This window comes from Pseudomonas sp. G11-1, assembly GCF_024031555.1.
GTDB lineage: Bacteria > Pseudomonadota > Gammaproteobacteria > Pseudomonadales > Pseudomonadaceae > Halopseudomonas > Halopseudomonas bauzanensis.
Genome location: NZ_QEYQ01000006.1, coordinates 66,548 through 89,090 on the forward strand (window position 1 = coordinate 66,548; position 22,543 = coordinate 89,090).

The window sequence follows — 22,543 nt, forward strand, 5'->3', positions numbered from 1 at the left end:
TCAATAGAATGACAACAGCCCCTAGTGCGAGAGGTAATCATGCAGCAGATATTGGCAGATTGTTTCCGGACCGCCATTACCGATATTGCCGATCCCGAGCTGGCGGCGCAGAGCCTGGCTAGCCAGCTGCTCCATCCCCATCTGGGCTTCGTGCTGTTCTTCTGCTCATCTCAGTACCCGCTCACCAGGCTGGGGGAGGCGTTGGAGCAGCATTTTGGCGGAGTGGTTCTGGTCGGCTGCACTACGGCCGGCGAGATAACCCCGCAAGGTTATGGCCGGGGCTGCATCAGCGCCGTGGGATTCGATTGCCGCGCCTTCGCCATCGACTGTACCTTGATCAGTGCACTGGATGATTTCAGCCTGGTGGATGCTCAGGCGGCGGCCGACCGAATGCTCGACCACTGCCGCCACGCGGGACTGGCTCCGATCAAGGGGCACACCTTTGCCCTGACCTTGCTCGATGGCCTTTCCAGCCGCGAGGAAGTGGTGCTAGCCACCCTGAACGCCACGCTGGGGAGCATTCCGCATTTTGGCGGATCGGCGGGCGGCGACGATCACCCGGTGCATACTTACGTCTATTACCAGGGCACCTTCCACTCCGAGGCGGCGGTAGTGGTGATGGTCAATACCTGGCTCGATTTCGAAGTTTTCACCACCCATAACCTGGAGGCGAAGGCTGAAAAACTGGTGGTAACCGCCGCCGATACCGAGCGCCGGACCGTGCTGGAGCTCAATGCCGAGCCCGCCGCAGAGGAGTACGCGAGGCTGGTTGGTGTGCCTGTCGAGCAGTTGAGTACCGCCACCTTCGCGCTGAACGCACTGGCGGTGCGTATCCGTGATCAGTTCTATGTACGCTCCATCCAGCGGGTCAACCCTGATGGCAGCCTGACCTTCTATTGCGCAGTGGATACCGGCATCGTGCTGACCGCAATGGCCTCGCGACCATTGCTGCCGGACCTGCAGCAGCAACTGGCGCAGTTGCGCCAGCGCCTGGGCGAGCCGGTACTCATGATCGCCTGCGACTGCGTGTTGCGTCGGCTGGAAGCGGAGCTGCTGGGGGACGATGAAGAGCTGGCCAGCTACATGGCCAGCAATGCAGTGATAGGTTTCAATACCTATGGCGAACAGTTCAATGGCATGCACATCAACCAAACCTTCACCGGGGTGGTCTTTGCCTACCCGCACTGAAGCGAGCACGCAGGCTGATCGCGACGAACTGCAGGCTCTGCGCGCCGCCAACAATAAGCTGCGGCGGATCAATGCGGCGCTGATCGAGCGCGTCGAGTCGATTGCCAACCCGCGTACCGAAGGTTACGCAGCTTTCCAGCATTCGGTAGAGCTGGCCGAGCAGGTACGCGAGCGTACCCAGGCATTGAACGAGACCATGGCCGAGCTGCAAGCCAGCAACCGGCTGCTCAACGAGGCGCGGGCGCGGGCGGAAACCGCCCGGCATCACCTGGCAGATGCCATCGAAAGCATGAATGACGGGGTGGTACTGTTCGACAAGGACAAACGTGCGGTGCTGTTCAACAGTCATTATGCGCGCTTCTGGCATGGCACCCGGGTGCGGGTGCGTGAGGGGGCGCGACTGGAGGAGCTCAAGCGCCTGGCGACCGCAACCGGCCTGGTGATCGACATGGAAGCCGGCAGCGATGGGCACATGCTTTACCGTATGCGCAACAAACGCTGGGTCCAGGTCCGTGAGCGTCCGACCCGAGAGGGCGGGTTGGTCATTCTCTATACAGACATCACCGACCTGAAGAACTCCGAAACAGCCCGCCGGGAACAGGCCCTGGCGCAGAAGACGCGACTGCTGCAGCGGACCGTGGACAGCCTGTCCCAGGGCGTTGCCGTGGTCAACGAGCAGGGCGGGCTGGAGCTCTGGAACTACCGCTTCCTGGAGCTGGCCGGGCTGGCCCCGATACAGCCGCACCGGCCCTTTGCCGAAGTGCTGGAGGACAGCGAACTGGAGCTGTTCACGCCCGGCAGCCACAGCGTAGCGGGCCAGCCAGAGCTGACCCGTGAACAGCGCCTGGACAATGGCCGGGTGCTGGAAATGCGCAGCCACCCCATGCCGGCCGGTGGCTTCGTCAATACCTACACCGATATCACCGAGCGTGACCTGTATGCCAAGGCACTGCTGGAAAGCGAGCGCTGGGTACGCCTGATCACCGACCAGTTGCCGGCCATGATCGCCTACGTAGAGCAGGACCTGAGCTATCAGTTCACCAACCGGATGTATGACGAATGGTACGGCTGGCAACGCGGCAACATCCTCGGGCAGAGCATGATTCATGTGCATGACGCGGAGCAATTCGCTCGTCTGGAGCCCTACATCGAACGGGCCTTCCAGGGCGAAAGCGTGAGCTTCGAGTTTGCCGAACGCAGCCTCCAGGGGGATGAGCGCTACCTGCTGCGTTCCTATGTACCCAACCGCAACGCCGATGGTGAGGTTACCGGCCTGTTCGTGTTGATCCGCGATGTCACCGAGCGCCAGCGCAGCGCTGAAGCCTTGCACCAGGCCTATCAGCATCTGGAACAACGGGTGCGCGAACGTACCCGGGAACTGACCAGCGTCAATGACCAACTGCGTCAGGAAATCAATGAGCGGGCCAGGGCGGAGGCGCGCTTGCGCGAAGCCAAGCATGAGGCCGAACAGGCCAATCTGTCGAAAACCAAGTTCCTCGCCGCGGTCAGCCATGATCTGCTGCAGCCGCTGAATGCGGCGCGCCTGTTCACCGGCGCCCTGCTCGAGCAGCCGGTGCCGCCGGCCAGTAGTGCGTTGGCCAGGCAAATCAACCAGTCCCTGGAAGATGTCGAGAACCTGCTTGGCACCCTGGTGGACATATCCAAGCTCGATGCCGGTGTGATCAAGCCCGATGTAGGTTCCTTCAATATCGCTGACCTGCTGGACAACCTGGCCAACGAGTACCGGCAGGTCTGCGCCAGCCAACAGTTGCAGTTCCGTTTTGTCGGCAGCCAATGCGTGGTGCACAGCGATGTGCAGCTGCTGGCGCGTATTCTGCGCAACTTCCTGACCAACGCGGTTCGCTATACGCAGCATGGCCGGGTGCTGCTGGGTTGTCGACGGCATGCTCGGGGGCTTCGCATCGAAGTCTGGGATACCGGAATGGGCATTGCCCAGGACAAGCTGGAAGAGATCTTCCAGGAGTTCAAGCGCATTCAGCCCGCGAGCCAAGCTCGGGATCAGGGGCTGGGCCTGGGGCTGGCCATCGCCGATAAGGTCGCGCGCATGCTTGGTCACTGCATCCAGGTGCGTTCGGTCGAGGGCAGGGGATCGGTGTTTTCCGTCGAGATACCCTACGGCAGGCGCGGCCCGGCTGCGGCCAAGCAGCTGAGCATGCCGGCCAGCATTGGCGAATACTTGCGCGGCGCGCGTATCTGGGTGCTGGATAATGACCCGTCCATCTGCGCGGCCATGCGCACCTTGCTGGAGAATTGGGAGTGCCAGGTGATCACGGCGCTGTCAGCCGATGACCTGGCCAGTCAGGTGGATGGCTTCCGCGCCGCAGCGGATCTGCTGCTCGCCGACTACCACCTGGACAATGGGGTCAATGGGGTGGATGTTGCCGCGGCGATCAACGTCCGCCGGGCCATGCCGCTGCCGGTATTACTGATCACCGCCAACTACAGCAACGAATTGAAGCAGCAGGTACGGGAGCTGGGGCACATGCTGATGCACAAACCGGTCAAGCCGATGAAGCTGAAGGCTGCCATGAGCCACATGCTGACACCCACAGAGCGGTGACGCTTCAGCGTCTGAGATAGGCGCTGAAGTCCACATCGACGGCGGAAAGAATCGCCTGCACCCGGTTGCTGACGCTGAGCTTGCGCAGGATCGCCGACACATGCGCCTTGACCGTGGTTTCGGCAATGTCCAGGTGATAGGCGATCTGCTTGTTCGACTCACCCTTGGCCATGCGCTCCAGGACCAGCAACTGTTTGCGGGTGAGAGCGTACAGCAGCTCGGGTGACAACGGGGCTTCATCGGGGGTGCGGCGGGTAATGATGCGGTTGGAGCGGATGATATCCGACGGCAGGTAGACGTCACCGGCGAGGATCTGCACTATGGCCTCGGTCATCTGCGCCCTGGGCGAGGATTTGGTGATGAAACCCACCGCCCCATAGGTGATGGCCTGCAGTACCACCTGCTTGTCTTCCTCGGCGGAGACGATCACCACCGGGATCGAGGGCGACTCGTTGCGCAGGCTGATCAGGCCGTTCAACCCGTTCATGCCGGGCATGTTCAGGTCCAGCAGGATCAGGTCCAGATCATCGTGCTCCCGGGCAATGGTCAGCGCGCTGTCCAGGTCCGAGGTTTCCAGCAGTTCAGAGCCGGGAAAGCCGGCTGCAATCACGTTGCAGATAGCTTCACGAAACAGCGGATGATCGTCGGCTATCAATATCTTGTGCATGGCCTGCTCCAGATTCTTCTTGTTATGGGCTGCCAGTCATGACGCTCGCAGCATTTGTATTATGTCCGGCATTACACCCTGCGGCAGGGGCACTTTCAAATAGTACATTGGCATCACAAGATACAACCAAAGTAGTAGATGGCAGTGGAAAAAACTGCCGCACCCTGCCAACAAGTAGCGCTCAGGAAGTACCAAGGTAGCATTCAAGTGCAGGGCCCAGGCCTTAGCATGGAAGCACGTTGGCGGTGCCGCCGCTATTGGCTGGGAGGTCGGGGCATGCATATCCTGTTACTGGATGGTCACTTCATTGTCAGGCAGGGCTACCGCAGCCTGCTCACGGCGCAGTTTCCGCAGGCGGCAATCCTCGAAGCCGGTGATGGCGAACAAGCGCTCTGTGCCGTCCAGCAGCGGGTGCCGGACCTGGTGATCCTGGAGGTCAGCCTGCCCGGCATCAGTGGTATCGAAACCGCTCGTCGCCTGTTGCAGCGCTGGCCGCTGCTGCGCGTTCTGTTCTTCAGCATGCACGATGAGTTGCCATTGGTGCGCCAGGCGCTGGCCGCCGGCGCCATGGGCTTCATAACCAAGGGCGCGGGGCAAGAGGTATTGCTCGAAGCGGTGAAGCGCTGCCTGGCCGGACATCGCTATATCGAGCAGGAATTGGCCATCCAGCTTGCCTGTTCGGGCGATCAAACCCGGCTCGATCCGCGGCTGGAGTGCATGACGCCGCGCGAATTCGAGATCTTCGTCATGCTTGCCAAGGGACTGGCGCCGCGTCAGGTGGCCCACCACCTGTGCCTGAGCAGCAAGACCATTTCCAACAACCTGACCAGTCTGAAACAGAAGCTTGAGGTGACCTCGTTGACCGAACTGGTTCACCTGGCCATCGATACCGGTGTGATCCGCCTGCACGGGCTGGTTGGCCGACAGGCGGCTGAGATGGTCAACCCACCCTAGCGCGCCTGGGAGCCGAGATGGGCTTCCCAGTTCACCGGACAGTCGGTGCAGTTGGTCATGTGCATGTTCAGGTAAGTCCCGTAATGCAGGCGGGTGCCGGTCATGGTGGCCGACTCGAGGTTGGCGTGGTTCATTTTCGATTCCTGCAGGTTGGCATCGCTCAGGTCGGCGCCCTTGAGGTCGGCCTTGGGCAGCCAGGCCATCTCCAGATTGGCGGCACGCAATATCACGTCATGCATGTGCGCTGCGCTGAAGCGGGCGAACTCCAGGTTGGCGCCGGTGAAGTCGGCCTGCTTGAATTCGCCACCCTGGGCATTCAGGTTCCAGGCCTGGACGGCGACGAAGCTGCTGCCGATGGCACTGGCTCCGCGCATGGCCGTCTGCTGCAGGCTGGCGCGGTTGAAGTTGGCGCCATCGAGCCGGGCGTTATCCAGTTTGGCCTGATCCAGCTTGGCGTGACGCAGGTCCGCGCCGCGCAGATCGGCCCCGGTGAAGTCGGCCTTGCTCAGGTCCTTGTGGCGCAGATCGGCCTGGCGCAGGTCTACGCCGGGGCAGGATGTGCCGCGCACCAGGGCACAGCCGTTGATGGTGACGACATCTTCTTCAGCTACATCCGCCACCTGGGCCTGCAGCGTCAGACTGAATGCTGCCAGGCCGGATATCAGCAGCATACGGGGTGTCAGTGGTTTCATGCTCCGTACCTCTGTCTGTGATTCGTGCTGTTGCGCCAGGCTGGGCCTGGCGCAACGCTGGTTACCGCGATAGTGCTCAGCGCTTGGCGGTCTGCTGCGACCAGGAGGGGAGTTTGAAGACCCAGAAGGAGCCACCCTGGGCGACCGGTTTGGTCAGCTCGGCCATGTCGCCGCCCCACAGCGGAACCGCGCCACCGTAGCCGGTGGTTACGCCGATGTACTGTTCGCCATCCTGTTCCCAGGTGATCGGCGGGGAAATGACCCCGGTGCCGGTCTGGAATTTCCACAGCTCCTTGCCGGTCTTGGCATCGAACGCCTTGAAGTAGCCGTCGCCAGTGCCGGTGAACACCAGGTTGCCCGCAGTAGCCAGGACGCCTGCCCACAGCGGCAGCGGTTCCTTGTGTTCCCACTCGACCTTGCCGGTGGTCGGGTTCATTGCCCGCAGGATGCCGACGTGGTCGTCATACAGGCGCTTGATGCGGAAACCCATGCCCAGGTAGGCCGAGCCCTTGTTGTAGCTGACTTCCTCGGTCCAGTAATCTTCCTTCCAGTGGTTGGCGGGAACATAGAACAGACCGGTGTCCTTACTGTAGGCCATCGGGTTCCAGTTCTTGCCACCGAGGAAGGGTGGCGATACCTCGACCGATTCGCTACGCTCCTGGCCCGGCTGCAAACGTGGTGGGCGCTGGCCTTCGTTCTCCACCGGGCGGCCGGTTTCCAGGTCGATATGGCTGGCCCAGGTGATGTCGTCAACGAACGGGAAGGCGTTGGTCAGCTTGCCGTTGTTGCGATCGACCACATAGAAGAAGCCGTTGCGGTCGGCGTGGGCGGTGGCCTTGACGGTCTTGCCCGACGAGTCCTTGTAGTCGAACAACACCAGCTCGTTGTTGCCGGAGAAGTCCCAGGCGTCGTTGGGGGTGTGCTGGTAGAACCACTTCACCTCGCCGGTGGTCGGGTCCACCGCGACCTGGCCGGAGGTGTAGAGGCTGTCGTAATCAGCCGGATTGCCGTCCTCGGAGGTCCGCGCCCAGCCGTTCCACGGCGCGGGGTTGCCGGCACCGACGATGATGGTATTGGTTTCCGGGTCGAAGCTCGCGCTTTGCCAGGGCGCACCACCACCCTGGCTCCAGGCCTCAACCTTGCCGGTGGGGGAGTTCGGGTCGTCGGGCCAGGAGGGCGCCTTGATGTCGCCGGTGGGCGTGCTGTCCTTGCCATTCAGGCGACCCATGTGACCTTCGACGAAGGGCCGCATCCAGATTTCCTCGCCAGTAGCGGGATCACGGGCAAACAGCTTGCCGACCACGCCGAACTCGTCGCCGGAGGAGCCGTGGATCAGCAGCGTCTTGCCAGTCTTCTGATCCTTGACGATGGTCGGTGCCCCGGTCATGGTGTAACCGGCACGGTGATCACCGAACTTCTCCCGCCAGACCACCTTGCCGGTGTCCTTGTTCAACGCCACGATCCCGGCATCTAGCGTGCCGAAGAATACGTTGTCGCCATAGATCGCAGCACCGCGGTTGACCACGTCGCAGCAGGGCCGAATATCATCAGGCAGGCGATGGGAGTAGCTCCACAGACGCTTCCCGGTCTTGGCATCCAGGGCGAACATCCGCGAATACGAACCGGTGACATAGATCACGCCGTCGTGCACCAGCGCCTGGGACTCCTGCCCGCGCTGCTTCTCATCGCCGAACGAGAACGACCAGGCCGGCGTCAGCTTGAAGACGTTCTCGTCGTTCACCAGGCTCAGCGGGCTGTAACGCTGGGCGTTGTTGCCCATGCCGTACATCAGTACGTTGTGGGTGGAGACGTGATCGTTGGCGATATCGTCCCAGGTGACTGGTTTGGCCGCCACCTGAGAGGCGCTCAGGGCAAGCCCCGCCGAGAGAATCAGGTATCTGACGGCCCGGGCTGCAGGCCTCAGGGCAGGAAGTGTTTTTGTTGTCATGGCAGTGTTCCTTGTTGTTGGAAGAGGGCAGCGTTGCTGGTCCACGCCAACATCTTGGTCAGGGCAAGGAAGGGGCGAAACGGAAAATAACCCGTAGTTGGCGGGAAATAGTCCCTTGCGGATGCTCCTTGGGAGGGATACCGGGGGACCGCTACTTCAGTAGCAGGAAATTGCTGCCTTGGTATCTGCCGGCGCCGTACCGCGCCGCGCCTGATGGCGTCTGTGACATCGGGGCTGCCCATGAACTACTACCAAGGGAGCAGAACTCGACAACCAAAGCAGCATAGGGGGGAAGACAGGGCCTTCTTATCATCCTTGCCGACAACAGAATAAAAACATCCGTGATCACACACAGATCACCTGGCCGCGAGGTAAGCAGGATGACACACCACAAGAAGACACTGAAACTGGTCGCCATAGGGCTGGCCTTGGCAGTCGGCCAGGCATGGGCGCATGGCAATGTGACCCCCCAGGCAGTTGATACCAAGGGCCTCGGCGATCTTGGCGATGAGTGGCTGGACACCAACCCTTACCGTGAAGGCCATCCGCAATATGACACCGCCGTGACCATCGGCGCCTCCGCCTACAACCAGAACTGCGCCGCCTGCCACGGGCTGGATGGTATCTCCGGCGGCATCAATCCCGACCTGCGCTACCTGGAAAACGGCGACTACGGCGATGAGTGGTACAAGGAAAGGGTCGTCAATGGCGCCGTACGTGACGGTCGAGTGTATATGCCGAAGATGGCTGATTTTCTCAGCCAGGAAGCACTCTGGGCTATCCGCGCCTGGCTGGAAACGGTTGCTGTCGAGCAATAGCGGACCGGACTGGCTATGGCGTATGGGTCGACAGGGGCCCGCCAGGCTCCTATGGTAAGGAGGGTTGCCTATGTAGCACGTCAGGGTTCAAGTGCTTAACCGAGTTTGCCGGCAGGTGTCGGCAGGCCTGATCGTCAACTTACTGGAGGATTCGATTATGTGGACCAAACCCAGCTATACCGATCTGCGCATTGGCTTTGAAGTCACCATGTACTTTGCCAACCGCTGAGCACAGGCGTGCTGTTTGGCCGGTTGCATGCTGAACCGGTCAAGCAGCCGCATCCAGGACCCATATCATGCTGATCCATATTCTAGGCTCCGCTGCGGGCGGTGGTTTTCCGCAGTGGAACTGCAATTGCCGTAATTGTGACGGTTTGCGCAAGGGGCAGATCAATGCCCGCTCACGCACCCAATCCTCGATTGCCCTGTCCGACGGCAGTGGCAACTGGATTCTGTGCAACGCCTCCCCGGATATCCGCACACAACTGGAACAGACGCCAGTGCTGCAACCGGGCCGCCAGTCGCGCGACACCGCGATTGGCGGAATCATCCTGATGGACAGCCAGATCGATCACACCACGGGACTGCTGACCCTGCGTGAAGGTTGCCCGCACCAGGTTTGGTGCACCGAGATGGTTCATCAGGACCTGAGCACCGGATTTCCGCTATTCAATATTCTCGAGCACTGGAACGGCGGCCTGCAGTGGAACCGTATAGAGCTGGACGCCGGCTTTACCGTTCCCGCCTGTCCGGCCCTGCATTTCACCCCGATCCCGTTGCGCAGCGCCGCGCCGCCATATTCACCGCACCGTAACAATCCGCATCCCGGTGACAATATCGGTTTGCTGGTGCGCGACACCCATACCGGCGGGGTGCTGTTCTATGCGCCTGGCCTGGGACAGCTCAGCAGTCAGGTCAGAGACGCGATGGGCGTTGCCGATTGCCTGCTGGTGGATGGCACCCTCTGGCGCGAGGACGAAATGCTCCACGCCGGGGTAGGGACCAAGCTCGGCAGCGAGATGGGCCATCTGCCCCAGAGCGGGGCTGGTGGGATGATCGAGGTACTCAGTGCCTATCCGCAGAGCCGGCGCGTACTGACCCACATCAACAACACCAATCCGATTCTGGACGAAGACTCTGCCGAGCGCGCCGAATTGACGCGCCACGGCATCGAAGTCGCCCATGATGGGATGTTGATCAATCTGTAAGGAGAGCAAGGTGCCAACTGAGCCGATGAGCCGCGCGGCGTTCGAGCAGGCCCTGCGTGACAAGGGCCGGTACTACCACATCCATCATCCGTTCCACATCACCATGCATGAAGGGCGCGCCACTCCAGAGCAGATCCGCGGTTGGGTAGCCAACCGGTTCTACTATCAGGTGAACATCCCGCTCAAGGACGCAGCCATCATGGCCAACTGCAACGACGCCGCTGCGCGCCGCGAGTGGGTGCAGCGGATCATCGACCACGATGGCACGGCCGACGGTGACGGTGGCATCGAAGCCTGGCTGCAGTTGGGCGAAGCCGTGGGCCTGAGCCGGGAAGAACTCCTCGATCAGCGCCATGTACTGCCCGGTGTGCGGTTTGCGGTAGACGCCTATGTCAATTTTGCCCGCCGCGCCAACTGGAAGGAGGCGGCCAGCTCATCGCTGACCGAACTCTTTGCCCCACAGATCCATCAGTCGCGGCTGGATAGCTGGCCGCAGCATTATCCCTGGATCGACGCCCAGGGTTATCGCTACTTCCGCACCCGTTTGGGCGAAGCGCGCCGGGATGTGGAGCATGGTCTGCGCATTACCCTGGACCATTATCAGACACTCGAGGCTCAGCAGCGCATGCTCGAGATTCTCCAGTTCAAGCTGGATGTGCTCTGGAGCATGCTCGATGCCATGTCGATGGCCTATGAACTGGGCCGCGCACCATACCATACGGTCACCGACCAGCCGGTCTGGCACCGGGGGATCCGCTTATGAGCATACCGCAGCCGACCGCCGTGCCGGCGTTGCGTCCCGGCTACCGGATGCAATGGGAACCAGTACAGAACTGCCATGTACTGCTCTATCCCGAAGGGATGGTCAAACTCAATGAAAGCGCTGCAGAAGCCCTGAAACGGGTCGATGGCCAGCGCTCAATCAACGAGATCATCGCTGAACTGCAAGCCTGTTTTCCGTCTGCACCCGAACTGGATGAAGACGTCCTGGCCTTTATGGGGGAAGCCCATGAACAACGTTGGATCCTTTTCCGCTGACATGCAAGACCGACCCGAACAGGGACCGCCGTTGTGGCTGTTGGCCGAGCTGACTTACCGCTGCCCGCTGCAGTGTCCCTATTGCTCCAACCCGCTGGAATTTGCCGAACACAAACAGGAGCTGACCACTGCCCAATGGATTGAGGTGTTCAGCCAGGCGCGGGCGCTGGGTGCGGCCCAGCTGGGGTTTTCCGGTGGTGAGCCGCTGGTGCGTGATGACCTGGCCGAACTGATCAGCGCGGCGCGGGACATGGGCTATTACACCAATCTGATCACCTCGGGGATGGGGCTGAATCAGGCGCGCATCGATCAGTTCCTGGACGCCGGGCTGGATCATATCCAGATCAGCTTTCAGGCCTCGGACAGCGAGGTCAACAACATGCTGGCCGGCTCGCGCAAGGCCTTCGATCAGAAGCTGGCCATGGCCCGGGCGGTCAAGGCCGCAGGCTACCCGATGGTGCTGAACTTCGTTACCCACCGGCACAATATCGATCAGATCGAGAAGATCATCGAGCTGTGCCTGGCGCTGGAGGCGGACTTTGTCGAGTTGGCCACCTGCCAATATTACGGTTGGGCACATCTGAATCGCGCCGGCCTGCTGCCCACCAAGGCGCAGCTGGACCACGCTGAAGCGGTTACCAATCGCTATCGGGCCAAGCTGGCGGCCGAAGACCATCCGTGCAAGCTGATTCTGGTGATGCCTGACTACTATGAAGATCGCCCCAAGGGCTGCATGAACGGGTGGGGCAACATCTTCCTGACGATTACCCCCGATGGCACCGCCTTGCCTTGCCACAGTGCCCGGCAGCTGCCGGTGGCCTTTCCCAATGTCAGCGAACATAGCCTGTCGCATATCTGGTATGACTCCTTCGGCTTCAACCGTTATCGGGGCGATGACTGGATGCAGGAACCCTGTCGCTCCTGCCCCGAAAAGGAAAAGGACTTCGGCGGCTGCCGCTGTCAGGCCTATATGCTGACTGGGGACGCCACCCAGGCCGATCCAGTCTGCAGCAAATCACCACACCATCATCAGATCCTTGCCGCCCGCGCCGAGGCCGATCTACCCCAGCCACCGATCGAGGCACTGACCTTTCGCAATGAACGCACCTCCAGAATCATCTGCAAGAGCTGAGCGGGCCGGGCACTGGCACAGTAGCTTCTCCGCAGCCGATGCCGTCGCCGCCGGCACGGATTACGCTGACCTGATCTGTGATGACCAGCATGTGCTCTGGGTGGAGTTTTTCCCGGAGGAGGGGCTCAATGCCGTAGTGGAGTGGACGCCGGCCGGTACGCGGCGACTTACCCCGCCGGGCTATAGCGTGCGGAGCCGGGTCTATGAGTATGGCGGCGGCGCGCTTTGCCTGGCCGGCGATAGTCTGGTGTTCGTTAACGAAGCCGATCAACAGCTGTATCGTCAGTCGCTGGACAGTCTGACCTGCGAACAACTCACTTTCGCCGCCGATTGCCGCTATGGGGGGCTGGTTCACGATCCATTACGCCGACGTGTCGTTGCGGTTGAAGAGCAGCATGACGGAACCGTAGTGAGCCATCGGCTGGTCGCGATCGACTGGCAGGGCGCCCGACAACTGCTTGCCGAGGGCGCGGATTTCTACAACAGTCCCTGTCTCAGTCCCGATGGCCAGCGCCTGGCCTGGATCGAATGGCAGCGTCCCGAACTCCCCTGGACCAGCAGCTCGCTGTGCTGGGCCGACCTGGATAGCCAGGGCCTGCCAGGCGCGGTTGAACGCATGGGCGAGGGTGAATCACTGCAGCAGCCATTATTCGATGACAGCAATGAGCTGTTGTCCCTGACAGACCGCACCGGCCACTGGCGGCCCTGGCGGCAGACGGCAGACCAGTGGCACATGTTGCCATCGCGCGAAGCCGACCACGCCCCAGCGCCCTGGCAACTCAACCCCAGGCATTATCTTGCTCTGCCAGATGGCTGGCTGGCATTGAGCTGGAGCGAACAGGGCTATGGTCGCCTGGCTCTGCGTCACGCCGATCGAAGCGAAGAGCAACAGCTGGCCCAGGGATATACCCGCTTTCGGGGGCTGGCCCACAACCGCACCGGACTGTTCTGTCTGGCCAGCTCCCGCGATTGCAGTGCAGCGGTAGTGCACGTCTCCCTCGCCAGCGGGGAGGTCAGTGTGCTGGCACAGGCGTCCAACAGGCTGCTGCCGGAGGATATTTCCCATCCCGAACCCATGACCTATCCCACAGCCCATCAGGAGCTGGCCCACGGCTTTTTTTATCCGCCACGCAACAGCCAGGCAGGGCTGGCAAGCGGTGAGCGGCCGCCACTGGTTATCTTTACCCATGGCGGCCCGACCTCAGCCTGTTACCCGGCGCTGGATAACCGCATCCAGTTCTGGACCCAGCGCGGTTTTGCCGTGGCTGATCTGAACTACCGAGGCAGTGTCGGCTTTGGCCGAGCCTACCGGCAGCGGCTGCAGGGCAACTGGGGCGTGACCGATACCGAGGATGTGCTGGCGGCCATCGACCATCTGACCCAGCGCGGCCTGATCGATCCCGAACGGGTATTTATCCGCGGCCAGAGTGCAGGCGGTTTTACCACGCTCAACAGCCTGGTCCATGCCAGTGGGCGTTTTCGTGCAGCGGCCAGCCTGTATGGTGTAAGTGATCTGTTGCAACTGCGTGCCGTTACCCACAAGTTCGAGGCTGACTACATTGACTGGTTGATCGGTGATCCGCTCACCCAGCCCGAGCGCTATCAGGAGCGCTCGCCGCTGATCCAGGCAGCAGCTATCAGTACGCCGACGATTTTCTTTCAGGGGCTGCAGGATGCGGTGGTGTTGCCGGCGCAGACCGAGCAGATGGTCACGGCGCTGGAAAAGCAGGGCGTGCCCGTGCAGTACGTCAAATTCGATGAGGAGCGACATGGCTTTCGACAACCAGCCAATCTGCAGTACGTTCTCGATACAGAATTAAGCTTCTATCGTATGTATTTGTAATTTAATAATTTAGGTTTAATTGGACGGTATTGTCTTCGGGGTGTAGCGCACTCGCGCTACGCCAACGGCCTCTCAGAAGATCAAAGAGCACGCATGCACATACTCGAACCCCCACGCCTACCTGACGACGGCCGAAGCTACCAGCTCTGCAGGGCAGCGTCCGGACTGCTCTGCCTGCTGATCAGCGATCCAGCAGCCGATGCCGCCAGTTGCGTGGTCCAGTTCGCCGTTGGCAGCCATGATGAGCCAGAAGACCTACCCGGCCTGGCGCACTTGTTGGAACACATGCTGTTCATGGGCTCGGCGGGCTACCCACAGGCCGGTTCCTTCCCGCAGTTGGTCAGCGAATGGTCAGGACGCTTCAACGCCAGCACCGCAGCCGAACGCACGCGCTATCATTTCAGCGTCAACCCGGCCGGCCTGGGTGCCTGCCTGACCCAGCTCACCGATATGCTGGCCGCGCCCTTGTTTGCGCCTGAGGCGGTTGCCGCGGAGCGGCAGGTGATCGATGCCGAGTTTCATACCCGGCTGGCGGATGATGCCCTGCATGAACAGGCTGCTCTGGGACAGATGTTCAATCCGAGTCATCCCCTGAGCCGTTTCAGCGCAGGCAACCTGGCCAGTCTGAACCTGGAACTTACGGCTCTGGCGCAGGCGCTCAGGCAGTTTCACGAAAAACACTACCGAGCTGCCAATGGCTGCCTCCTGCTTCACGCAGCGCTGCCCATGGATCAGCTCGAGCTACTGGCAAATGAGCTGAATGCTCGCCTGCCGACGGGTGCGCCGGCAACCAGAGCCAGTGCGGGGCCGCTGTTTTCTCCGCAGCGCCTGCCAGGCCTGTTGCGCTGGCAGAACCGCGGCAAGCAGGAACAATGGCTCTTGCTGTTTGCGCTGGATGACGCCCATACGGCAGAAGATTCAAAGGCCCTGCGCTGGTTATGCGAGTGGCTGGCCAGCCCAGCCCCGGCCGGGGGACTTGGCTGGTTGCGAGCCCAGGGGCTGGCCGCGCAACTGAATGTTCGCACCCAGCGTTATACCGGTCAGCAAACCCTGTTGCGGATTGAGGTTGAGCCCTTGCTGGCGGCCAGTGACTATCCTGCGCTGCTCGGCGGCTTTTTCTCCTGGCTGGCCGCATTGCGGGCAACACCGATATCAGATTGGCCACAGGATGCCCGCCAGCAATTGGCTGATCAGGCCTTTTTCAACGGACCACAGGGGGAGCCGCTGCGCTGGCTGACCGCACTCGCGGAGCGCACCCTATACGAGCTCCCGGAGCAGATCCTGGAAAGCACCGGCCAGTGGGCGCATTTATGCGAGCAAGCATGGCACCGGCTGCTGCAGCAGATTCAGCCAGAGCGCGTGCTGCTTGCCCAGAGCCAGAGCGACAGTACAAATTTGCCGCAACGAACAGCCTGGACAGATACCCGCTTCGCCAGTAGCCAGTTGTACTGGCAACCAGCTGCAGGCGACGCTGATGCCCTGGCAGAGGCGGGCTGGCCGATCTGGGTTGTGAGAGCACAGGAGATAGGCCGCCGCAGCGTAACCGCCATGCCCGGCTTGCACATGATCCCAAGCCCGAAAGTGCCCACAGCGGGGCAGGGCATGGAAACAACCCGCTTTGCCTGGTGCTGGCCCGAAGGGCAGTTGGATCGTCACCAGCGAGACAGGCTGAAAGCTGTATGGTCCCTCCTGCTCGAGCCTTTGGATAACTGGGCAAATGCCTCTGGTCTCAGCCTGCACTGGCATGATGAAGCGGGTTTGATCTCGCTGGAGTTGCAAGGTCCGGACAAGGCCCTCTGGGTTGGCACAGCCGCGGCACTGGCGGCGTTGGCCCAGCCACCTGATCTGTCACTGCAGCGCCTGGCCGAGCATCGCTACCAGAAAAGTCTGAACGAGCGCAGCCATACCCTGCCAGCCTATCGTCTGCTCGATGAACTGGAGGTACTATTGAGCCCAACCAGCCAGCCCCGGGACGCTGCCGATTCCGCTCAACCATCGGCCGCCCAGGTGGTCTGGTTGCATCCGCAACCTTGGCAATCCGAACAGCTGGAGCCGATAGCTGCCAGCCTGCAACGCCTTTGTCCCCGTGTGGCTCAGCCATTTCATTGGCAACTACCAGCGGTGAGGCGTGTGGAGGAGGGCACGAAGACTGTTCTGGTGGATTGCCAGCACGCTGACCGGGCCCAGATTCTGTATTGCCAGGCCCGCACCAGCGGCATATCCGAGCGCGCCTGTTGGCAATTGCTGCAACAGCACATCAGCGCGTCTTTCTTCGATCAGCTGCGCACTCGGCAGCAACTCGGCTACTGGGTTGTGGCTCGCTACCATGAAGTGGCAGGAACCCCGGGGCTGATGCTATTGGTGCAGTCGCCCACCCATGACCACGAACAGATCGAAACCGCCATTACAACTTGGTTAAAAGGTGAGCAAGAACGGTTGGCAGGGCTGCCTTTTGAACAAGTCCAAAGCCAGGCGCAGCGGTTGGCAACGCATCTGCGAGCCCAGTCCTCTACGCCATCCGGCCAACTTGAACTGCATTGGGCGCGCGGTCTGGGGTTACCGGGGGCAACGATCCACGAACAGTGCATCGCGCTGGAGCAGCTCTCCCAAGCTATGTGGCAAGAGACACTGCAGGATTGGCTGGAACAGCCGCGTCGTTTGCACTTGTTCAGCCAAAGGATATGAACGTCGCACCCTGAATCTGTCAGTGGGTGCGTTGCACGGCAACCACACGTTCCGCCGGTATCCGCAACTGGCGCAACAGGTAGTCCTTGAATTCAGGTGTGTAGGGCTGCAACTCGATGGCCTGCGCCATGCAGCCCAGCCACGCGTCCCGCTCAGCTTCACCGATCGGCCAGGTGGTATGGAACATGGGAATGCTGATTTGCCCGTAGCGCTCCTGGAACAGCTTGGGGCCACCGAGCCAACCGCTGAGAAAGCAGGCGAGCTTGTCCCGTGCGGTGGTCAGGTCTTCTGAATGCATGGCGCGGATAGTACGGGCGGGCTCCCAGGTATCCATGATCCGGTAGAAGTCATCCACCAGCCGGCGCAAACCATCGATGCCGCCAGCGGCCTGGTAGGAGGCATCCTGGGTACCGTACATGGGTGGTTGCACAGACATGTCTTTCCTCTCATCAGCAGTCCATTGGCAGCAGTCAAATATCCTCTGCATGCCGGGCCTACAGTCTATCAACAAAGGGCGCCATTTTGCCGGGTCCTTTGGAGCCGGCTGCTGTCGTCAGACAAAGCTGAGGAAGAACAGCATGAAGAAGGGCGCGGCAATGGTCAGGATCAGGCCACTGATGATAGCGGTGGGCACATATTCGTAATGGCAGGCCTGGCGCACGAAGGGCAGGGTGGTGTCCATGGCCGTTGCGCCGCAGACGCCAATGCTGCTATTGGCAAAATTACGCCCCAACATGAACACCACCGTCAGACCAATCAGCTCGCGCATCAGATCGGTTAGTAGAGCGACGCTGCCGTAAGCTTCTCCCAGATATTGTCCAGCGAGGGCGCCAGACAGGCTGAACCAGCCAAAGCCGGTGCTCAGGGCCAGGGCCACGGCCAGTCGCTCACCTGTGATCCAGCTCAGCAGCACACCGGCCAGCATGGAGGCAAGCATCACCACCAGCGGGATTTTCAGCACCCGCGGGGCCAACCAGGAGCGGCTGATGACAACCTGGGCCAGGTCCAGGCCGATCAGGAACAGCAGGGCATAGAGCCACCCGGAGATATTGATCAGCGCAGCACCAATGCCGTTGTCATGCCATTGCAGGCGCCAGGCAAAAGCGCCAAGCAGAACCAGGCCGAAGGCGATCAGACATTCCTTGACCGGATGCCAGAGTCCCAGCCAGCCGCCGGGGCTGTCTTCTTGCGCGGTGCCGGGCCGGTTCAGCGGCATGAGGCAGGCAAATACCACGGCGCTGATGGTAAAGGCGTAGAGCGCCGACTGCTTCAATACCTCCATGCCCGAGGCAAGACTGCTGAAGGTCGCGCCCGAATCCAGGCCGATCACGAACAGGATTATCCAGACCACGGGAGTGATGCAGCGCAGCAGAGGTTTCACAACGGGCTTGGGCAGGCGTTTACCCACCAGATAACCGACCAGCAGGGACAGTAGGATGGGCAGGATGGCAGCAAGGATATTGGATAGCTGAGCGGACACGGAGCAGGACTTCATCGAGAAATGGAAGGAGGAAAGCCGCAGTGATTTCTTCATGTCATGAAGGGCACGCACTATAGCGCAGAGGGTCTTTACTTTGTAGCCAGACGACACAGGTATCGTGCGACAAGGGGCGGTGATCGTATTGCTACGCCGTTCGGCTTCTAGGCCTGGAAACAAAAGCCCGGCATTTTTGCCGGGCTTTTGATGGGGAGTGCTGGTCCTTTAGCGAGTACTAATCCTTCAGCACGACGACAGCAGCCAAGCAACGTTTCGATCAGCGCAGTGCCTGCAAATGTCGTTGTCCGGCACCGGGCAGGGTTTGCAATGAGTGGCTGCGGCTGGTATCCATTCGATAGTCAGTCTGTTTGATCGTATCGACGAAGTGCCAATCGGCGCGGGCCTGTTCCTGCGTCAAGGTGACAACCATGAAACCGCGCTGATTGACGTTGAGGTAATGCAGATCGTCGACCAGCATGGTGATGGCTTGTTCAGCTGGCTGGATCATTTCAGGTGGCAAGTCCAGATAGGCTTCCAGCCCCGGTGAACTCACCGACGCGGTGGCGAGTTCGACACCTACCTGCTTGCCGTCAACCGTCTTGAGGTCACTGGCCCAGGCGTTGTGCGTGTCGCCGGCCAGCACCACGAGGTTCTTGTTCAGGTTGGCACAGGTTTCCAGAAGGACTTCGCGCTCGTAGGCATAGCCATCCCAGGCATCCAGGTTATAAGGGATCAACGTCGTGATCCGAGCAAGCTCCTGGGGCGTCAGCGTAGGATCATTGTTCTGCTGACGCACTTTGAGGGTGACCAGCTCGGTCAACAGGGTTGTTATGTCGGTGGATCCCGGATCGGTCATGGTGGCGAGTATCGCTGCCAGCATTTCCGCAGGCACCAGCATGCGGCCCATCAGCACCTGCTGACCGAGCACCTGCCAGGTGGCGGTCGAGGTGGCCAGTTGGGTTTGCAGCCAATCCAGTTGCTGCAAACCCAGCATGGTTCGGTCAGTGTCGGCCAGATCCGCCGCCAGGCGCGTGCCGTCCATGCCGCCGGCAGTCAGGTAATTGGTGAAGTCGAGCTGTTCATCGCGCCCAATGATGCGGGTATCGAGCATATGCAGACTGACCAGGTCGGCAAAGTCGAAGCGCCGGTACAGGGTTTCCTCGTCATGCTCGGAGGCCGGGCGTATCGGTTGCCATTCGAAGTAGGCCTGCAGCGCCGCCAGCTTGCGCTCAGCGAAGTCGCCGTCACCCTCGTTGTGGTTTTCCGCACCCTCGCGCCAGGCATCGTTGGCTACTTCATGATCATCCCAGACCAGAAGCCAGGGTACGCTGGCATGCAGACGCTGCAGATCAGGATCGGTGCGATACAGCGCATAGCGGCGTCGATAATCCGTCAAGGTCAGGAGTTCGCCTGCATTGTCTGCAGGCAGTTGACGACCAAGGGCCTGAGCATCTTCGCTGGCATAACCACCAGCCCCATATTCATAAATGTAGTCGCCCAGATGTATCACAGCGTCTAGCTGCTCGACCTTGGCCGCTTCGGCGTACACATGAAAATAGCCAGCGGGGAAATTGGAGCAGGACAAGACGGCCAGACGCACCTGATCAACCCTGGCTGCGGGCAGGGTACGCATGCTGCCGGTAGACGAGGTGGCTCCCGCGCAATGGAAACGGTAGTAATAGGATTGACCCGGCAGCAGGTTGAGCACGTCGACCTTGAGGGTGAAGTCACGCTCGGCGCCAGTGGTGAAGCTCCCGTCATGCAGCAAGTCGGTGAACTCGGAGTCACTGGCAACTTCCCAACTGATCTCTATATCGCGCTGATCAGTATCCTGAGGCGTGACTCTGGTCCAGATCATGATCCGGTCCTGAAGCGGGTCGCCACTGGCAACACCATGCAGAAAGGCGGCCTGTCGAGCCTGCTCATCAGCTCGACTATTGCTGCTACTGCTGAGGCAGCCTTGCAGCCCTGTGGAAATGGCGACGGTGCCCACGGTCGCCAGAGAAAGACGCAGAAAGTCACGACGAGTAAAACGAGACATGGTACATCCTGTACTATCAGTGGGGTGATGCTTGCCGATGATCGCTGCTAATCATTTCATCTTCATGTACGTTTGGGTGCAATGCTGCGCAGCCTGGAATTCGATGGTGTTCCGTTTGCAGGCGTAGTTGGCGGGCGTCCTCACGCAGTGCATGGCTTTCAGGCTGAGAACGGAGGGGGGCAGTCGACTGCGGGTACGCCGGACTGCAATAAGCAAATCGTAAGGTTCTTCTTAGATACATATCTAATTTAACATAATATAGATTATGCGAACCTAGGTGGAAGCTGCCATCTCCGCTATATCCCGTTTCCGATATTAGCCATTATCGGATATTACATATGTGGTAATCTCACTGGCCGCGCCGTTCTGTCTTTGGTTTCTGGATCATTCGCCTTATGTCCCAACCGGTTCCCTTGTTCGATACCTACAAGAACTTCCAGTTTCTTACTCGGCATAATCTGGACGGCGAACTGCCCGCTGTTCTCACTGCCTTCGAGAGATTCGCCAATCCCACCGAGGCCATGGATGGTTATTCTGTGGTCAAGCTGTTCCTGAAATCCTATGCCGCCAATCAGGCTACGTTCAACAGCTACCGCACCCATGTCGAGCGTCTGCTGTTGTGGTCGTTGCTGGTGTGCAAGAAGCCTATCTTGCATTTACGCCGCCAGGATGCCGAAGCCTTTCTGGAATTCTGCCTCAACCCGCCCGATAACTGGGTCGGTCCGGTGACCAAGTCGCGCTTTATACGTATTGGTGGTCGCAAGAAAGCCGATTCGGATATCTTTGTGCTCAATCCCGATTGGCGCCCATTCAACTACACGGTGAGCAAGGCAACGCGCAAACTGGCTGATGAAACCGAGTCTGGCATGCCGGAGATCCAGGCCTATCAGATGTCGCAGACCACCATTGCCCAGGTATTCACCGTGTGCGGCAGTTTTTATCAATTCTGCATCGATGAGGATTACACCGATGCCAATCCGTTTCGGGCGGTCAAACAGAAATCCCGCTACAAGCAGAGCGTTGTCTCCCAGGTGACCAGCCGCTCGTTGACCCAACTGCAATGGGAGTTCGTGATCGAAACTGCGGAACAGATGGCTGAGCAGGAGCCGGAGTTCCATGAGCGTACCCTGTTCATTCTCACCACGCTGTTCTCGATGTACCTGCGGGTATCGGATCTGACTGGGCGGGATAACTGGCAGCCGACCATGGGCAGTTTCAAGAAAGCGGGTGATAACTGGTGGTTCCATGTGGTGGGTAAAGGCAACAAGGCGGCCAAAGTGAGCGTGCGCGACAGCTATTTGCCGTATCTGGTCCGCTACCGCAGTACTTTGGGGCTGACTGACCTGCCCTACCCTGGCGAACAGACACCGCTGCTGTCGGCGCTGGATGGCCGCACGGGGCTATCGGGCCGGCGGATACGGGAATTGGTACAGATGGTGTTCGATGCGGCGTGCGCGCGCATGATTGCCGAAGGGCTGCAGGAGGATTGCGATGCCTTGCGCGCGGCGAGTCTGCACTGGCTGCGACATACGTCGGCAACGCTGGATGCGCCGTTCAGGGACATGAAGGATCTGCAGGCAGACCTGCGCCACGAGAGCCTGTCCACGACCCAGGACAGTTACTACGATTCGCTGGACGATCAGCGAGCCAGCTCAATCAAGGCGATCCCGATCAAGGGGCGTTAGCCGCCTGGGGAGCATCCGCCAATACCGGCCGGTTCGCCGCAAGGGCGAAGCCGGCCAGCACACAGATCAGGCCAGGACGGCCAGTGCTGCGTCGTAATTCGGCTCGTCGCCGATCTCGGACACCAGCTCGCTGTGCAGCACCTTGTCGTTTTCATCCAGCACGACAACCGCACGCGCGGCCAGGCCAGCCATGGGGCCATTCTCGATGGCGACGCCGTAGTTGCGGATGAACTCGCCGCCGCGCAGGGTCGACAGGTTGATCACATTCTCCAGGCCTTCAGCGGCGCAGAAACGCTTCTGGGCAAAGGGCAGATCCGCCGAGATGCACAGCACCACGGTGTTGGGCAGGTTGCTGGCCTTGCTGTTGAAGGTACGCACCGAGGTGGCGCAGGTCGGGGTGTCCACGCTGGGGAAGATGTTCAGGATCTTGCGCTTGCCGGAAAACGAGGACAGATCCACGTCAGCCAGGTCCAGACCCACCAGGCTGAATGCCGGAGCATTGTCGCCAGCGGAGGGAAATTGGCCGCCAACGGTAATCGGGTTGCCACGCAATGTAACGTTCGACATTTGAAACTCCTTAAGTCAC

General features: G+C 60.6%; 19 protein-coding genes. 12 read left to right on the forward strand and 7 right to left on the reverse strand.

What is annotated here, in order from left to right; all coding sequences use genetic code 11:
- The first annotated feature begins 39 nt into the window (after window positions 1-39).
- Window positions 40-1,188 carry a nitric oxide-sensing protein NosP gene (nosP, locus tag DHB74_RS15100; RefSeq protein WP_499161848.1) on the forward strand — a complete coding sequence of 383 codons (1,149 nt, stop codon included), beginning with the start codon at window positions 40-42 and terminating at the stop codon, window positions 1,186-1,188.
- Complete coding sequence (locus tag DHB74_RS15105; protein ID WP_499161850.1) at window positions 1,133-3,769, forward strand: hybrid sensor histidine kinase/response regulator; 2,637 nt, start codon at window positions 1,133-1,135, stop codon at window positions 3,767-3,769. Before nosP ends, DHB74_RS15105 begins: the two co-directional genes overlap by 56 nt.
- 4 nt (window positions 3,770-3,773) lie before the next feature.
- Here DHB74_RS15105 and DHB74_RS15110 read toward each other — a convergent pair whose 3' ends face one another.
- Window positions 3,774-4,436, reverse strand: a complete 663-nt coding sequence (locus DHB74_RS15110) for a response regulator (RefSeq protein WP_036989822.1) — start codon at window positions 4,434-4,436, stop codon at window positions 3,774-3,776.
- Window positions 4,437-4,712: 276 nt separating this feature from the next.
- Here DHB74_RS15110 and DHB74_RS15115 point away from each other — a divergent pair, with 276 nt between their 5' ends.
- A complete protein-coding gene (locus tag DHB74_RS15115) occupies window positions 4,713-5,390 on the forward strand; it encodes a response regulator transcription factor (RefSeq protein ID WP_036989821.1) in 678 nt (225 codons plus the stop codon).
- On the opposite strand, the gene DHB74_RS15120 is transcribed toward DHB74_RS15115, so the two are convergent.
- Together DHB74_RS15120 and exaA are read right to left on the reverse strand one after the other, a co-directional pair.
- The gene (locus tag DHB74_RS15120) at window positions 5,387-6,082 is read right to left on the reverse strand and encodes a pentapeptide repeat-containing protein (RefSeq protein WP_051610859.1); all 696 of its coding nucleotides are present in this window, start codon (window positions 6,080-6,082) and stop codon (window positions 5,387-5,389) included. The two genes, DHB74_RS15115 and DHB74_RS15120, sit on opposite strands and share 4 nt — an antisense overlap.
- 76 nt (window positions 6,083-6,158) lie before the next feature.
- The gene (gene exaA, locus DHB74_RS15125; RefSeq protein WP_499161853.1) at window positions 6,159-8,030 is read right to left on the reverse strand and encodes a quinoprotein ethanol dehydrogenase; all 1,872 of its coding nucleotides are present in this window, start codon (window positions 8,028-8,030) and stop codon (window positions 6,159-6,161) included.
- 380 nt (window positions 8,031-8,410) lie between these two features.
- On the opposite strand from exaA, the gene pedF reads away from it, so the two are divergent.
- The 8 genes from pedF to DHB74_RS15165 all read left to right on the forward strand — a co-directional run bounded on the left by pedF (window position 8,411) and on the right by DHB74_RS15165 (window position 16,754).
- Window positions 8,411-8,848 (forward strand): cytochrome c-550 PedF, encoded by a 438-nt coding sequence (gene pedF / locus DHB74_RS15130; RefSeq protein ID WP_499161855.1) that lies wholly within the window; start codon window positions 8,411-8,413, stop codon window positions 8,846-8,848.
- A gap of 157 nt (window positions 8,849-9,005) precedes the next feature.
- The gene (gene pqqA, locus DHB74_RS15135) at window positions 9,006-9,077 is read left to right on the forward strand and encodes a pyrroloquinoline quinone precursor peptide PqqA (RefSeq protein ID WP_063607997.1); all 72 of its coding nucleotides are present in this window, start codon (window positions 9,006-9,008) and stop codon (window positions 9,075-9,077) included.
- Between the two features lie 67 nt (window positions 9,078-9,144).
- Window positions 9,145-10,056, forward strand: a complete 912-nt coding sequence (gene pqqB / locus DHB74_RS15140; RefSeq protein WP_499161857.1) for a pyrroloquinoline quinone biosynthesis protein PqqB — start codon at window positions 9,145-9,147, stop codon at window positions 10,054-10,056.
- A 25-nt stretch (window positions 10,057-10,081) separates the two neighbouring features.
- On the forward strand, window positions 10,082-10,819 hold the full coding sequence (gene pqqC, locus DHB74_RS15145) for a pyrroloquinoline-quinone synthase PqqC (protein ID WP_136869586.1): 738 nt from the start codon (window positions 10,082-10,084) through the stop codon (window positions 10,817-10,819).
- Window positions 10,816-11,094, forward strand: a complete 279-nt coding sequence (gene pqqD / locus DHB74_RS15150; RefSeq protein ID WP_280165618.1) for a pyrroloquinoline quinone biosynthesis peptide chaperone PqqD — start codon at window positions 10,816-10,818, stop codon at window positions 11,092-11,094. Before pqqC ends, pqqD begins: the two co-directional genes overlap by 4 nt.
- Window positions 11,066-12,226, forward strand: a complete 1,161-nt coding sequence (pqqE, locus tag DHB74_RS15155) for a pyrroloquinoline quinone biosynthesis protein PqqE (protein ID WP_499161859.1) — start codon at window positions 11,066-11,068, stop codon at window positions 12,224-12,226. Before pqqD ends, pqqE begins: the two co-directional genes overlap by 29 nt.
- Complete coding sequence (locus DHB74_RS15160) at window positions 12,192-14,069, forward strand: S9 family peptidase (RefSeq protein WP_499161861.1); 1,878 nt, start codon at window positions 12,192-12,194, stop codon at window positions 14,067-14,069. Before pqqE ends, DHB74_RS15160 begins: the two co-directional genes overlap by 35 nt.
- Window positions 14,070-14,162: 93 nt before the next feature.
- Complete coding sequence (locus tag DHB74_RS15165; protein ID WP_499161863.1) at window positions 14,163-16,754, forward strand: insulinase family protein; 2,592 nt, start codon at window positions 14,163-14,165, stop codon at window positions 16,752-16,754.
- A 19-nt stretch (window positions 16,755-16,773) separates the two neighbouring features.
- Here DHB74_RS15165 and DHB74_RS15170 read toward each other — a convergent pair whose 3' ends face one another.
- The 3 genes from DHB74_RS15170 to DHB74_RS15180 form a co-directional block, all read right to left on the reverse strand.
- Window positions 16,774-17,190, reverse strand: a complete 417-nt coding sequence (locus tag DHB74_RS15170; protein ID WP_499161865.1) for a group II truncated hemoglobin — start codon at window positions 17,188-17,190, stop codon at window positions 16,774-16,776.
- Between the two features lie 117 nt (window positions 17,191-17,307).
- Window positions 17,308-18,234, reverse strand: coding sequence for a LysO family transporter (locus DHB74_RS15175; protein ID WP_169304596.1), 927 nt, complete (start codon window positions 18,232-18,234; stop codon window positions 17,308-17,310).
- Between the two features lie 274 nt (window positions 18,235-18,508).
- The gene (locus DHB74_RS15180) at window positions 18,509-20,272 is read right to left on the reverse strand and encodes an alkaline phosphatase D family protein (RefSeq protein ID WP_499161868.1); all 1,764 of its coding nucleotides are present in this window, start codon (window positions 20,270-20,272) and stop codon (window positions 18,509-18,511) included.
- A gap of 395 nt (window positions 20,273-20,667) precedes the next feature.
- On the opposite strand from DHB74_RS15180, the gene DHB74_RS15185 reads away from it, so the two are divergent.
- Window positions 20,668-21,957 (forward strand): tyrosine-type recombinase/integrase, encoded by a 1,290-nt coding sequence (locus tag DHB74_RS15185; protein ID WP_499161870.1) that lies wholly within the window; start codon window positions 20,668-20,670, stop codon window positions 21,955-21,957.
- A 66-nt stretch (window positions 21,958-22,023) separates the two neighbouring features.
- Here the strand turns inward: DHB74_RS15185 and tpx are convergent, their stop codons facing one another.
- The gene (gene tpx / locus DHB74_RS15190) at window positions 22,024-22,524 is read right to left on the reverse strand and encodes a thiol peroxidase (protein WP_280165626.1); all 501 of its coding nucleotides are present in this window, start codon (window positions 22,522-22,524) and stop codon (window positions 22,024-22,026) included.
- Window positions 22,525-22,543: the final 19 nt, after the last annotated feature.

Bases quoted from the DNA above. Each gene is read 5' to 3' on its own strand.
- nosP (WP_499161848.1), top strand. From the start codon at position 40: ATGCAGCAGATATTGGCAGATTGTTTCCGGACCGCCATTACCGATATT.
- DHB74_RS15105 (WP_499161850.1), top strand. From the start codon at position 1,133: ATGGCATGCACATCAACCAAACCTTCACCGGGGTGGTCTTTGCCTACC.
- DHB74_RS15110 (WP_036989822.1), bottom strand. From the start codon at position 4,436: ATGCACAAGATATTGATAGCCGACGATCATCCGCTGTTTCGTGAAGCT.
- DHB74_RS15115 (WP_036989821.1), top strand. From the start codon at position 4,713: ATGCATATCCTGTTACTGGATGGTCACTTCATTGTCAGGCAGGGCTAC.
- DHB74_RS15120 (WP_051610859.1), bottom strand. From the start codon at position 6,082: ATGAAACCACTGACACCCCGTATGCTGCTGATATCCGGCCTGGCAGCA.
- exaA (WP_499161853.1), bottom strand. From the start codon at position 8,030: ATGACAACAAAAACACTTCCTGCCCTGAGGCCTGCAGCCCGGGCCGTC.
- pedF (WP_499161855.1), top strand. From the start codon at position 8,411: ATGACACACCACAAGAAGACACTGAAACTGGTCGCCATAGGGCTGGCC.
- pqqB (WP_499161857.1), top strand. From the start codon at position 9,145: ATGCTGATCCATATTCTAGGCTCCGCTGCGGGCGGTGGTTTTCCGCAG.
- pqqC (WP_136869586.1), top strand. From the start codon at position 10,082: ATGAGCCGCGCGGCGTTCGAGCAGGCCCTGCGTGACAAGGGCCGGTAC.
- pqqD (WP_280165618.1), top strand. From the start codon at position 10,816: ATGAGCATACCGCAGCCGACCGCCGTGCCGGCGTTGCGTCCCGGCTAC.
- pqqE (WP_499161859.1), top strand. From the start codon at position 11,066: ATGAACAACGTTGGATCCTTTTCCGCTGACATGCAAGACCGACCCGAA.
- DHB74_RS15160 (WP_499161861.1), top strand. From the start codon at position 12,192: ATGAACGCACCTCCAGAATCATCTGCAAGAGCTGAGCGGGCCGGGCAC.
- DHB74_RS15165 (WP_499161863.1), top strand. From the start codon at position 14,163: ATGCACATACTCGAACCCCCACGCCTACCTGACGACGGCCGAAGCTAC.
- DHB74_RS15170 (WP_499161865.1), bottom strand. From the start codon at position 17,190: ATGTCTGTGCAACCACCCATGTACGGTACCCAGGATGCCTCCTACCAG.
- DHB74_RS15180 (WP_499161868.1), bottom strand. From the start codon at position 20,272: ATGTCTCGTTTTACTCGTCGTGACTTTCTGCGTCTTTCTCTGGCGACC.
- DHB74_RS15185 (WP_499161870.1), top strand. From the start codon at position 20,668: ATGTCCCAACCGGTTCCCTTGTTCGATACCTACAAGAACTTCCAGTTT.
- tpx (WP_280165626.1), bottom strand. From the start codon at position 22,524: ATGTCGAACGTTACATTGCGTGGCAACCCGATTACCGTTGGCGGCCAA.